We start from the raw sequence: 12,726 nt of genomic DNA, 5'->3' as shown, positions 1-12,726 counted from the left end.
CATGGGCTCAAGCATTCTCACCGCGACGGACCTTAGCAAAGTGGTTCCCAGCGCGGAAGGTGAACTGACCATCCTGCACGAACTCAGCCTGGAACTGAACAAAGGCGACAGCCTCGCCATTGTCGGCGCATCCGGTTCCGGCAAATCCACGCTCCTGGGCCTGCTCGCCGGCCTCGATCTGCCCAGCGGCGGTGAAGTCACCCTTGCCGGCCAGGCCCTCAGTAAATTGGATGAAGATCAACGGGCCCGCGTGCGCGCCGAACACGTCGGCTTCGTCTTCCAGTCGTTCCAGTTGCTCGACAGCCTCAACGCACTGGAAAACGTCATGCTGCCGCTGGAGCTGGACGGCCGCAAGGACGCCCGCGAGCGCGCCACCCAACTGCTGCAACGTGTGGGGCTTGGCCAGCGGCTGACCCATTCGCCACGCCAGCTCTCCGGTGGTGAACAGCAGCGCGTCGCGATTGCCCGTGCGTTTGCCGCCGAACCCGACGTGCTGTTTGCCGACGAACCCACCGGCAACCTCGACAGCCACACCGGCGAACGCATCAGCGGTCTCCTGTTCGAGCTGAACAAGGAACGCGGCACGACCCTGGTGCTGGTCACCCACGACGAACGCCTGGCCCATCGCTGCCGGCGCCTGATCCGACTTGAAGCCGGCCAGATGGTCGCGCCCCTGGAGCCTTGATGGCACGCTTGCCCCTGTTGCGCCTGTTCAGTCTTGCCGTCCGCCAGTTGCTGCGCGATGCCCGCGCCGGTGAACTGCGCGTGCTGTTCTTCGCCCTGCTGGTGGCCGTGGCGGCGAGCACCGCCATCGGTTATTTCGGTGCCCGGCTCAATGGCGCGATGATGATGCGCGCCACCGAATTCCTCGGCGCCGACCTTTTGCTCGAAGGCAGTTCCCCTGCCCGCCCGGAACAGATCCGCAGCGGCACCGAGCTGGGCCTGGAACATGCTCGTGTGGTCGAGTTCTCCAGCGTGGTCGCCACCGACAACGGCATCCAGCTGTCCAGCGTCAAGGCAGCCGATGACATCTACCCTTTGCGTGGCGAGTTGAAAAGCGCCCCGGCCCCTTTCGCCCCGGAAGAAACCGGTGGACGACCGGCCCCAGGGGAAGCCTGGGTGGAAGCACGCCTGTTGACGGCACTGGACCTGAAGATTGGCGACAGCATCGATGTCGGCAACAAGACCCTGCGCCTGAGCCGGGTGCTGACCTACGAACCGGATCGCGCCGGTAATTTCTACAGCCTGACGCCTCGGGTCATGATCAATCTCCAGGACCTGGATGCCACGGGCGTGGTGCAACCGGGCAGCCGGGTCAGCTATCGCGACCTGTGGCGCGGTCCGGCGCCGGCATTGCAGACCTATCGCGACCTGGTCAAGCCAGGCCTGGAACCCAACCAGCGCTTGCAAGACGCCCGGGATGGCAATCGACAGATCGGCGGTGCCCTGGGCAAGGCCGAGCGCTACCTGAACATGGCCAGCCTGGTGGCGGTGTTGCTGTCCGGCGTCGCCGTCGCCCTCTCGGCCAACCGCTTCGCCACCCGCCGCTTCGATGCGAGTGCGCTGTTGCGCTGCCTGGGCCTGTCCCGCCGCGAAACCATGGTGCTGTTCAGCCTGCAACTGGCAATGCTGGGCCTGTTGGCGAGCATCAGCGGCGCGCTGCTTGGCTGGATCGCCCAGTTGGGGTTGTTTGCCTTGCTGCATGACCTGCTGCCCACCACCGTGCCGCCAGGCGGGATGCTGCCGGCCATTGCCGGGATCGGCACCGGGCTGGTGGCCCTGGCGGGGTTCGCCTTGCCCCCGCTCGCCGCCCTGGGTCGGGTACCACCGCTGCGCGTGTTGCGACGGGACATGCTGCCGATCCCTTCCAGCAGTTGGGTCGTCTACGGCGCCGCATTGGGCGCGCTTGGGCTGATCATGTGGCGCCTGAGCCTGGACCTGGTGCTGACCTTCGCCTTGCTCGGTGGTGGTGTGATTGCTGCGCTGGTGCTTGGCGGCTTGCTGTTACTGGCGTTGCAAAGCCTGCGCAGGATGCTGGCGCGTGCCTCGCTGCCCTGGCGGCTGGGGCTCGGCCAACTGCTGCGTCATCCCCTGGCGGCTGCCGGCCAGGCGTTGGCGTTCGGCCTGATCCTGCTGTCCATGGCCCTGATTGCGCTGCTGCGCGGCGAGTTGCTGGACACCTGGCAAAACCAGCTGCCGAAAAACGCGCCGAACTATTTTGCCCTGAACATCCTGCCCAACGACAAGCAGGCGTTTACCGACAAACTGGTCGCTCTGTCGGCGCAATCGGCCCCTCTCTATCCTGTGGTACCCGGGCGACTGATCAGCATCAATGGCGAGCCGGCCACGGAGTTCGTCACCAAGGACTCGGCAGGTGACCGGGCACTGCAGCGAGACCTGAGCCTGACCTGGGCTGAGGATTTGCCGGCGGGCAACGTCGTGACTGCCGGGTCCTGGTGGTCGCAGCAGCCGTCGGACGATATCCCGGGAGTTTCGGTCGAAGGCAAGGTCGCCGATAACCTCAAGATCAAGTTGGGCGACCGCCTGGTTTTCAGCGTTGGCGGCGTCAATCGGGAAGCGAAGGTCACCAGCTTGCGGGAGATCAACTGGGACAATTTCCAGCCGAACTTCTTCATGATCTTCCAGCCCGGTACCCTGAAGGATCTGCCGGCCACCTACCTCACCAGTTTTTATCTGGCGCCCGGCCACGATCAACAGATCGTCGACCTGTCCCGGGCCTTTCCAGCGGTCACGATCCTGCAAGTCGAAGCCTTGCTGGAACAGCTGCGCAGTATCCTCGCCCAAGTGACGCTGGCCGTGGAGTATGTCTTGCTGTTCGTACTGGCGGCGGGCATGGCCGTGCTGTTCTCGGGCTTGCAGGCCACCCTCGACGAAAGGATCCGGCAAGGCGCATTGCTACGCGCCCTGGGTGCCGAGCGGCCGCTGCTGACCAAGGCCCGGCGCATCGAGTTCGGCTTGCTGGGTGCGGTCAGCGGCTTGCTGGCAGCCCTGGGTTCGGAACTGGTGAGCCTGGTCCTCTACCGCTATGCCCTCGACTTGCCTTGGCATCCACACCCATGGCTGCTGGTGCTGCCGTTGGTGGGAGCATTGCTGATCGGTGGCGCAGGTGTATTCGGTACCCGTCGAGCGCTCAACGCCAGCCCGCTGACAGTGTTGCGCGAGGGTTGATAGACTTCGGGCCTCGTCATCAAAAGAAGTCGCCATGAGTCGCTATCGCCCTCCCCGCACCGCCGGCACCGCGCTGATCACCCCCGAGGGTGAAGCGCGGATGCGTGCCGAACTTCATGAACTCTGGCACGTGCGCCGTCCCCAGGTGACCCAGTCGGTCAGCGAGGCGGCGGCCCAGGGCGATCGCTCGGAGAACGCCGAGTACACCTACGGCAAGAAGATGCTCCGGGAAATCGACAGTCGCGTGCGTTTCCTCACCAAACGCCTCGAAGCACTCAAAGTCGTCAGCGAAAAGCCCAGTGACCCGAACAAGGTTTATTTCGGCGCCTGGGTCACTGTGGAGGACGAGGATGGCAACGAATCGCGCTATCGCATCGTCGGGCCCGATGAACTGGATTTAAAACAACATCTGATCAGTATCGATTCGCCGCTCGCCCGGGCATTGATTGGCAAAGCCCTGGATGCCGAAGTCCGAGTCCAGACACCTGCCGGAGAACAACTGATCTATATCACCCGCATCGAATACCTATAACCAACCTGATTACAACTTCTACAGCAACGAAACATTGAAGTACAAGACAGAGACATTCTTGGTTTGACTTCAACTTGCCCATGCAGGAAATTAAATGTGCGCCAGACGCGCACTTGTAATTAATCACCTGATTATTCAAGGATGAATAACATGAACGCAAACTTCAGCGACCGCTGGATGGATAACACACCGGGCATTTATAAACTTCGTATCGATGAATTGATCCTGCCCGGCACGCATGACTCGGGGTCTGACAAGCAAGCTTCGAAAATGATGCTGCCCAACGAAATCACCCAGGACGTGCCTGTCCGCGATCAGATCATGCGGGGATTTCGGGTGCTCGACTTGCGTGTAGAGCTTTTCCCTGGCCAACCCATCGGCCATCCACGTCGTTTTCAGCTGTATCACCTCACCGCTTCTGGCCGCACCGTGGCCGACGATGTGCTTGGCGCGCTCAATGCCTTCTATGCGGATCCCGGACGCCAGAATGAAATAATCATTTTGAACTTCCATCAGTTCAAGAACTTCACCGAAGCTTCACATGAAGAACTCCATGCTTTGATCGATCAAACGATTGGGAACCGATTAATACCGTACTCCCAAAGTTATCTTACGCTGGAGCAACTACGACAACAGATGCCGGGAAAGAGCGTGGTCATTTCCTATAACCGGCGCTCCGGAGACGGTTACTGGCCCGGTGTCGAACAACAATGGATTGGAGAAAACTACATAAGCACTTCGACACTGAAAGTCTTCATGGACGAAGCCAGTTCCAAGCCCAAAAGACCCTACGCTCTGCGTGCTATCCAATGCGCCAAATATACCGGCCTTTACGTCCCGGACGATTTCAGCGACAAAGTGGACCTCTGGTTCGCGTCCAAGGACAGCGAGAGCTATATCCAGCGCTTCCATATCATCAACACTGACTGGTCGACACGAAGCAACATCGTGCTCAACTGCATGCACGCCAACCAATTCAGGGCCCAGGCCAAAGGCTGACGCCTTTAACGGCGTGTAATCAGCCCTTGCCTGGCTACACGGGTCAGTTGCTTGATCATTTCGGGAGCTTCCGCCCCCGTAGGGGACTGGATGACGGCCAAGTCGAAACTGTCATTGGCGAAACGCGCCAATGACTCGCCGTCTTCGACAAACTGGATGAGGAAAGCCGCCGGGCCATGGCTACGCCGCGGCCAGCCGTCGAGATAACGCAACAGCGTCGGCTGGTGAGTACCGCCGAGGAGAATTTTGGGGTTGCGTCGGACAAGGTTCGCCGTGATTGGCGCAAGACGTACAAGGGGGCTGGGTGTGTTCATCGTGTCGTGTCTCTGCCTCAAAAGTCTGCATGGCAGGTGAGAGGCAACACCGAACCAGCGCTTTAGCGGTATTTCGAAGCCGTGTTTCCTGGCTTCTATCGGCAACTGGATGAGTCACCTGGCGCCCCGCAAGTAGCTGTTTAAATCGGCGCATGAGCGGCATCCTAGAGAAGCCAACCGGGCAGTGTCAAGAATCGCCGCCCACAAAAAAGGCCCGTACTGGACGGGCCTCGATGATTCAAGCGAGCGATCAGCCAGCGATGGCACGATCCACGGACAGCTTGCCTGCGCCTTCGATCAGCACCGCGACACTGCCCGCCAGCAAGGCCAAGGCAAACTCGTAACCGTTGTTGGCCATGAACAGACCATTGCCGATGTGCACGGAGAAAATCGCAACCAGCGACAAGATCGCCAGCCCCAGCGCCGCCGGGCGCACCAACAGACCGATGATCAAAGCCAGCCCGGCGAAGAACTCGGTGCCGCCAGCCAAGGTTGCCATCAGGTAACCCGGAGCCAGGCCAATGCTTTCCATCCATTGCGCCGTCCCTGCCAGGCCATAACCGCCAAACAGACCAAACAGCTTCTGCGAACCGTGGGCGGCGAAGATGATCCCTACGACGATGCGCAAAACAGTCAGGCCGTAGCCAGCACGGGAGGACAATACTTTGTTGATGAGAGTGCTCATGGGGTGCATTCCTTGGTGTATGTGTGGTTGGACGCCATATTAATCGAATAATCTTATCTGAATAGCGCAAAATATCCGCCATAACAATCAAATTACTCGATCACTTCCGCAAAACCACCTCTCGTTCCTGGGACTCCAGCGACTCTCGCTCCCGGTCAAACGCCAGATAGTATTTATTCACACTATTAACGTAGCTGACGGCGCCCATTCCCACCTGCTCCATGGCGATTCGCTCGACCTGGAAAAACCACTGGTCAGGATTCAGGCCTCGCCGCCGGGCCTCGGCACGCATGCCTTGCACGCGCTCGGGGCCCATGTTGTAGGCAGCGAGGACAAACGCCATCCGCTCGCGCTCGTTGAGCTTGGAGCTGGCGAAGAACTTGCGGCGGATCATGGCCAGGTATTTGGCACCGGCCTGCACATTGGCATCCAGGTCCTGGATGTTATCGACTCCAACCCGCTGGGCCGCAGACGGCGTAATCTGCATCAGGCCCGTCGGGGCGCCACCGCTGCGCGCCTTGGGTTGCAGGGCTGATTCCTTGAACGCCAGGGCCGCCAGGTTCAGCCAGTCCATGCCTTGGGCCTGGGCATGCTTCTGCAGGACCGGGCGCAGTTTTTCCAGGCGCTGGCGATCGGCCCGGGCCAGCGGATAGTGGACCTGATACAAGCGGCGGTAGATGCGCAGGAATGCAGCGTCCTCATTGGCGGGCACTTTATAGGTCGCCAGGAACCGGTCGATGCTCGCTCGCAACATCGCGGCGTCGCGACGAACGAACCAATGTTCGTCACTTGGCTCGCCGATGAGCACCTGGCGGTCAAAGCGCAGCTTAGGGAGGATCTTGCCCCAGCGTTCGGCGATTGGTTGCTCGACGATGGTCAGGTGGAAGATTCCGCCCTGGACCATTTCCAGCACGTCCTCCACTGCCAGCGTGGGATCGACCCATTCGATCTTCACCGCAGGCAACTTCAGCAACGCCAGCTTCTGGTTGATCTGGCTGACCGCGTCGCCCGCCGCGCTGCCGTTGGGCAAGGCCAGGGTCTTGCCAGACAATTGTTCGACGCGGGTATAACGCTTCTCGCCCTTGATGCCCACCAACAGCAGGGGCACATCGGTACGAATCGGATCACTGGCGCTGACCGCATGGCCCGCTTGTGGCTCAAGCAATTCGCCAGGAGCCACCAGGTCGCCCTCCCCACGCTGCAAGGCACCGAGCAACTGGTCCTTGGCTTTGGGAATGATCTTGAGGGTAATTTCCTGGCCATCCCGGGCATGGCCATTGAGGTACTGCTCGAAAGCACGCAACCGATGATATTCGACGCCGATGGGTTGGCCCTGGACTTCGCCGGAACTGTTGCGGCTCTGATTGACCAATACTCTCAACACCCGGCTGCTGCGTATTTGCGCCAGGTCGCGCGTGGTTCCCGGCGCAACGGCCTGCACCGGCCCAGGCAGCCGGGCGTCGGCCGGCATCGGCAACAGCAGCGAACAACACAACAGTAGCAACACCTGGGGACGTGTCATCCACTCTCCGGAACGATACTGGCGAGCCAATCGCCTCGCAAAAGCGAGACCGGGTCGACAGAAACAGAGCACCTTGGGGCGCTGAAAAGTGCGAAAGACTGGCACAGCGATGGCATTTGCACCACCCCGACCTGTCTCGTGGCCTCAACAGACAGCTCCAACTCGTTGTAGTTCTTGGCTTTTCTTGTATTTCTACAGCTCTGATATGCTTTCCGCCCTTTGGGCCGAGGTAGCACCATGCAACTCATCGATATCGGCGTCAACCTGACCAACCCCAGTTTCGCCGACAAACACCAGGCCGTGCTTGAGCGCGCCTATGAAGCCGGGGTCTGCCAATTGGTGTTGACCGGTACCAGCATCGAGGGCAGCGAACAGGCGCTCGAACTCTGCCAGCACCTCGACGAAGACGGGCAACGACTGTTTTCCACCGCCGGTATCCACCCCCACAGCGCCAGCGACTGGACCGCCGACAGTGCCCGGCACCTGAAGGATCTGCTCAAGCAGGACCGCGCCCGCGCGGTGGGTGAATGCGGATTGGACTTCAACCGTGATTTTTCTCCGCGCCCCCAGCAGGAAAAAGTCCTGGAGGAGCACCTTGCCCTCGCCGTCGAGTTGCAATTGCCAGTCTTCCTTCATGAGCGCGACGCCGACCAGCGCCTGCTGGAAATCCTCCGGGATTTCCGTGACCGATTGCCCGCCGCGGTGGTGCATTGCTTTACCGGCGAGAAGAAGGCGCTGTTCAGCTACCTCGACCTGGATCTGCACATCGGTATCACCGGGTGGATCTGCGATGAGCGCCGGGGCACGCATTTGCATCCCTTGGTGCGCGAGATTCCCCGCGGCCGGCTGATGCTCGAAAGCGATGCGCCGTACCTGCTGCCACGCACCCTGCGGCCCAAACCGAAGAACGGTCGCAACGAACCGGCCTACCTGACGGAGGTGTTGCGCGAAGTGGCCTTGCACCGGGGCGAAACCCAGGAAGACCTGGCGGCCCACAGCACGGCCTGCGCCCGGGCGTTTTTTGGGTTGCCCGATATCTCAGATTGAACGCATCCCATGTGGGAGCGGGCTTGCTCGCGAAGGCGGTGGTTCAGCCAGCACAGCAGTAACTGACCCAACGCCTTCGCGAGCAAGCCCGCTCCCACAACGACTCGCCGATATCCGTTGACCCACATCAAAACCCAGTCTTCCGAATAGCAGCAAAATAATGGCACCTTGCCAAAACTGTTTCCGCTATCAGAGAAGACCTTCCATGGGTGCCTGGCTTAGCAATATTTCGCTGAAATACAAATTCTGGGCGGTCAACGCCGTCGCCTTCGCCACCACATTGCTCCTGGTGCTCTATGCCATGCACCTTGAACAGCAGGTCCGAGGGGTGAGCCTGGGCCAGGTCTTCGGCGAGCGGTTCGGTCAATACGCCATGGCGGTGTTCGTGCTGATGCTGGCGATGCTTGGCGCGTCGCAATTGCTGATCCGCTTTCTGCTCAGTCAGCTCAACACCTTGAAAGACGTGATGCTGCACGTGGAGAAAACCGGTGACCTGTCTGCCCGCGTGCCGTTGGCCTGCAAGGACGAAGTGGGCCAGATGGCCGCTGCGTTCAATGCCATGCAGGCCGGCTATCAACGCGTGGTCGATACCGTTGCCAGCACCGCGCGGCAACTGGACAGTGGCGCGGCGCGACTGGCGTCGAGCATGAACGAAGTACGCCACGGCATGCTCGGCCAGCAGAGCGAAACCGATCAGGCCGCCACGGCGATCAACGAAATGTCGGCCACGGTTTATCACATCGCCCAGCACGCCGGCGCCACCCGCGACCTGTCGAAAACCACCGACACCCTGGCCGGAAATGGTCGCGAAGTGGTCAGCCGCGTGCAGCATTCGATCACCGGACTGTCGACCGGCGTCCAGCAGACCGCCGAAATGATCCAGCGCCTGGCCGAAGACAGCCAGAAGATCAACGGCGTGGTCAGTGTGATCCACAGCATCGCCGAGCAAACCAACCTGCTGGCGCTCAATGCGGCCATCGAAGCGGCCCGTGCCGGCGAGATGGGACGGGGCTTTGCCGTGGTGGCCGACGAGGTGCGCAACCTGGCCAAGCGGGTCCAGACCTCGACGGATGAAATCACTACCATGGTCTCGGCCCTGCAGGCGGGAACCCGCGATGCGGTGGATTTCATGCAGGAAAGTTCGCACAAGGCCGACGACTGCGTGCAACAGGCTTGCGAGGCCGGTGAGGCACTGGCGCAGATCACCGACGCGGTGGCGCAGATGCGCGAGAGCAACACCCAGATCGCCGTCGCGGCTGAACAGCAGAGCCATGTCGCCGAAGAAATGAACCGGGCGGTGGTGAGTATTCGCGACGTGACCGAAAACACCGTGCGCCAGACCGTGGAGTCGGCGACCACCAGTCATGAACTGGCCACGTTGGCGGGAGAATTGAACAAAGCGATCGGGCAGTTGAAACTCTAAATATTGAATTTCCGGGTGTGCCTTTGTGGCGAGGGGATTCATCCCCGCTGGGCTGCGAAGCAGCCCCCGAATCCGGTGCTTTGTTAGATCAGGTTGATCGCATCCAGGTATTTGGGGGGCGCTCCGCACCCCAACGGGGATGAATCCCCTCGCCACAAAAAGTCTTTTCGCTATCAGCGCCTATCGCGATGATAGCCAACCGCGATTCGCCGCCCTGCCCGGCCCGACCTATCCTTGGGTTATTCGGTTTCACGAACTCAAGGAACAGCATCATGGGCAAACGTCACCCCAACCTTCCGGCCTGGCAATGGCGCGCCTACCCTGAAAATCATCGCCACCCGACCAACCTGGTCTTGCACCTGATCGCGGTGCCGCTGTTCATCGTTGCGTTTTTGCTGATTGTGTCGGGTGTGTTCAGCCTGAGCCTGGGCGATGTCGCCATCGGGGTGATCGGCGTACTCGCCGCGCTGGGCTTGCAACGCCACGGCCATAGCCTGGAAACACAGGCTTCCGAACCATTCAGTGATCGCAAAGACGCCGCGTCGCGCCTGCTGGTGGAGCAATTCCTGACCTTTCCCCGGTTCTTCCTCAGCGGCGGATGGTGGCGCGCCTGGCGCGATCGCCACCACCATTGAAGGACCGCCTGATCAGCCGAAAATCGTCACCGTCTGCCGGCTCATGGCGATCAGCCGGCCATCGGCGCTCCAGAATTTCGCCGCGACATGACCGTAACCGTCCTGGGCATGTTCGATCTCGGCGAGATACTGGCACCAATCCAATGTCGAGAGCTCCAGGAATGGCTGGACGAATTCGATGGTCCAGGTAAGCGTGCTGCCCGGCGCCATCTGGGTGAGGTGCGGCAGCAGCGCTGGCGGCCAGGCGTCCACCAACGCCAGGATGTGACCTTCGTCCAACGGCTCTTCCTTGACGTCCCCGCGCAAGCGCACCCAGCCTCCCATGCTGCGGGATTTGTTGCCGGTAAATGGCAATCCTCCAACGCTCCAACGCATTGCCAAATGACGCATGAACTCCGGGGTTCCGCCCTTGATGTAAGGCAACTCCTGGCACAGCTCGACATCCTTGAATTCAGGCGCGGGGTCGGCCTGCACCGCCACGACGGAAGATCGCGACGCGCCAAAGCTGCCTTGCACCACCGTCACGACCTGGCCGTTCTGCACGGCCCGGCCCAATACCTGGCTGACGGCCTTGCCTTCGCGCAACACATCGACTTGAAAACTGACCGGCACGTCGGGCTCGACCGGACCGACAAACGTGATCGCCAGCGAACGCACCGGGCGATCCGCCGGGACGCATGCACGCATCGCCTCGTATTGCAGCGCCGCGACCAAGCCACCAAAGCTGGCACGCCCCTGGCCCCATTCAGGCGGGATCACCACGGCGTCTGGCTGATTGCGCACGGCATCGATCAAATCGGAAAAGCGCATGTCGACCTCAGAAGCAGGAAAAAAGATGAAGGGATCTTAACCAGCCCGCACGAGCAGTACAGCGCTCATTCCGGCCAAAGAGACTGACAGAAAAGCCGCGGGCCAAGAATCCACCGCGAATATCCTGTGGGAGCGGGCTTGCTCGCGAACGCGGTAGGTCAACGCATACGCTGTGACTGCACGATCGCAATTCGCGAGCAAGCCCGCTCCCACAAGGAGAACATGCAAGATTCAGGATTTATCGAAGCAACTGGCAATCAATTTATCCAGCACCCGATCGGACTTGGCCTCGGCCTTTTCCATGGTGATTTGCCAGACCGGTACACAGGGCTGCAGGTCGGCTTCTTGCTCGGCCCGCGCCAGCCACTGCCAGCAATCGTGCCAATCGCCCAATGCGCCCTGGGCGGACTTGAGCCGTGGCATGGCCGCCTCCGGCAAGCGATCGAGTTCAGGGTAGGCTTCGATGGCGTAGCGCACGCGCTTGATCAACAGGCGCAGGCGATGACGGTCATGAGCCGGATCACGCAAGGCCTCGCCGAGTTTTTTCCATTGTTTGTCGAGGCGTTTTTCGATGCGTTTGCGCAGCCCGTCGAGCAAGCCCTGGCGCTGGGCTGCACGGATGAAGCGTGGGAACGCGTCGAGAATCATCAACAGCTGCGCCAGCTCGGGGCTGCCGGCCACGGCGGGATACGCCTCGGCCATTTGCACCTGGCGCCGCTGCGCCGCCTCGGTCTTGCCGTGCTTCTCGAGATAGGCCGCCAGCACTTCACGGTCGCGCAAAGGCGTGGTCAGGCTACCGACTGCCGACGCGGCCGTTTCCAGCTGCTCGACACCGGGCAGTCCACGCAACGGACGAAGCAGGCTGCGCAACCGACGGACCGTGGTCCGCAGGTCATGCAATGCTTCGCTGTCGGTTTGGGCGTTCAAGCGGGCCTGACAGGCCAGCAGGCGGACTTCCAGGCCCAGTATCCGGGCCACCAGCCGATCGATCATGAGACGTACTCCGTACGCAGCCTCAAGCGATAAGCTTCAAGCGGCAAGTGGAGCGGCGCGTCGCCCTCTTGAAGCTCAAAGCTTAAAGCTTGCAGCTGCCTTTATCATCTTCCTGCGCGGGATTCGCGGATGTAGAAGCGGGCCTTCTCGGCTTTTTTGGTGCAGCCTTCATACGCTTCGAATTGCTGCTGGGTCTTGGCACCGGTCAGCAACGACAGGGCCTTGGAGTAGCTGACGGTACCGGCGAATCCTTCGGCCTTGGCCAGGTCAAGTTCACGCCATGCGCTGTCGAGCTGGCTGCCGCAACTGTCGCGGTAGGCGGTCTTGCCGGCGCAACCGGCCAGGGCCAGAACCATCAAGGATGCCATCAGGGGCAGGCAGATCCGGGCTTTCATCGATAACACCTCAAGTCAGGTAAACAGTCGTGCTGGTATGACGGCTTTGCCGATAAAAAGTGCCTCGGCTCGACCGGTATATTCAAGTGTGGACGAGAATACGCAAATGCCGTCGTGGCGTGTCAAAAAACGACGTCTGCGCCACAACGATTTGAGCCGGGCCGTCGATCAGTGCATTGTTG

General features: G+C 61.0%; 13 protein-coding genes. 7 read left to right on the top strand and 6 right to left on the bottom strand.

Annotated features, from left to right (window positions below; translation table 11 throughout):
• Window position 1 precedes the first annotated feature (1 nt).
• From JMN22_RS07855 to JMN22_RS07840, 4 genes are all read left to right on the top strand, one after another.
• Window positions 2-685: an ABC transporter ATP-binding protein gene (locus JMN22_RS07855; protein ID WP_198797285.1), complete on the top strand. Its 684-nt coding sequence runs from the start codon at window positions 2-4 to the stop codon at window positions 683-685.
• Complete coding sequence (locus tag JMN22_RS07850; RefSeq protein WP_030141862.1) at window positions 685-3,189, top strand: ABC transporter permease; 2,505 nt, start codon at window positions 685-687, stop codon at window positions 3,187-3,189. The genes JMN22_RS07855 and JMN22_RS07850 overlap by 1 nt, the downstream gene beginning before the upstream one ends.
• A gap of 34 nt (window positions 3,190-3,223) precedes the next feature.
• Complete coding sequence (gene greB / locus JMN22_RS07845; protein ID WP_030141861.1) at window positions 3,224-3,721, top strand: transcription elongation factor GreB; 498 nt, start codon at window positions 3,224-3,226, stop codon at window positions 3,719-3,721.
• Between the two features lie 150 nt (window positions 3,722-3,871).
• Complete coding sequence (locus tag JMN22_RS07840) at window positions 3,872-4,720, top strand: hypothetical protein (RefSeq protein WP_198797286.1); 849 nt, start codon at window positions 3,872-3,874, stop codon at window positions 4,718-4,720.
• A 5-nt stretch (window positions 4,721-4,725) separates the two neighbouring features.
• Here JMN22_RS07840 and JMN22_RS07835 read toward each other — a convergent pair whose 3' ends face one another.
• The 3 genes from JMN22_RS07835 to JMN22_RS07825 form a co-directional block, all read right to left on the bottom strand.
• Entirely contained in the window at window positions 4,726-5,034 is a 309-nt protein-coding gene (locus JMN22_RS07835; RefSeq protein ID WP_030141859.1) for a hypothetical protein, read from the bottom strand.
• Window positions 5,035-5,284: 250 nt separating this feature from the next.
• Window positions 5,285-5,719, bottom strand: coding sequence for a DoxX family protein (locus tag JMN22_RS07830; protein ID WP_198797287.1), 435 nt, complete (start codon window positions 5,717-5,719; stop codon window positions 5,285-5,287).
• A 100-nt stretch (window positions 5,720-5,819) separates the two neighbouring features.
• Window positions 5,820-7,241 (bottom strand): transglycosylase SLT domain-containing protein, encoded by a 1,422-nt coding sequence (locus JMN22_RS07825; RefSeq protein WP_198797288.1) that lies wholly within the window; start codon window positions 7,239-7,241, stop codon window positions 5,820-5,822.
• Between the two features lie 237 nt (window positions 7,242-7,478).
• Here JMN22_RS07825 and JMN22_RS07820 point away from each other — a divergent pair, with 237 nt between their 5' ends.
• From JMN22_RS07820 to JMN22_RS07810, 3 genes are all read left to right on the top strand, one after another.
• Window positions 7,479-8,288, top strand: a complete 810-nt coding sequence (locus tag JMN22_RS07820; RefSeq protein WP_198797289.1) for a TatD family hydrolase — start codon at window positions 7,479-7,481, stop codon at window positions 8,286-8,288.
• A 205-nt stretch (window positions 8,289-8,493) separates the two neighbouring features.
• On the top strand, window positions 8,494-9,711 hold the full coding sequence (locus JMN22_RS07815; RefSeq protein WP_202334963.1) for a methyl-accepting chemotaxis protein: 1,218 nt from the start codon (window positions 8,494-8,496) through the stop codon (window positions 9,709-9,711).
• Window positions 9,712-9,983: 272 nt separating this feature from the next.
• Complete coding sequence (locus tag JMN22_RS07810) at window positions 9,984-10,346, top strand: Mpo1-like protein (protein ID WP_030141854.1); 363 nt, start codon at window positions 9,984-9,986, stop codon at window positions 10,344-10,346.
• A gap of 12 nt (window positions 10,347-10,358) precedes the next feature.
• On the opposite strand, the gene JMN22_RS07805 is transcribed toward JMN22_RS07810, so the two are convergent.
• The 3 genes from JMN22_RS07805 to JMN22_RS07795 all read right to left on the bottom strand — a co-directional run bounded on the left by JMN22_RS07805 (window position 10,359) and on the right by JMN22_RS07795 (window position 12,544).
• Window positions 10,359-11,156 (bottom strand): acyl-CoA thioesterase, encoded by a 798-nt coding sequence (locus tag JMN22_RS07805; RefSeq protein ID WP_198797857.1) that lies wholly within the window; start codon window positions 11,154-11,156, stop codon window positions 10,359-10,361.
• A 231-nt stretch (window positions 11,157-11,387) separates the two neighbouring features.
• Window positions 11,388-12,149: a CHAD domain-containing protein gene (locus JMN22_RS07800; protein WP_030141852.1), complete on the bottom strand. Its 762-nt coding sequence runs from the start codon at window positions 12,147-12,149 to the stop codon at window positions 11,388-11,390.
• A gap of 104 nt (window positions 12,150-12,253) precedes the next feature.
• On the bottom strand, window positions 12,254-12,544 hold the full coding sequence (locus tag JMN22_RS07795; RefSeq protein ID WP_030141851.1) for a hypothetical protein: 291 nt from the start codon (window positions 12,542-12,544) through the stop codon (window positions 12,254-12,256).
• Between the last annotated feature and the right edge of the window lie 182 nt (window positions 12,545-12,726).

Origin of the sequence: Pseudomonas sp. HB05, from assembly GCF_016756915.1 — a bacterium.
GTDB lineage: Bacteria > Pseudomonadota > Gammaproteobacteria > Pseudomonadales > Pseudomonadaceae > Aquipseudomonas > Aquipseudomonas alvandae.
This window is presented reverse-complemented; position numbering and strand designations above follow the sequence as displayed.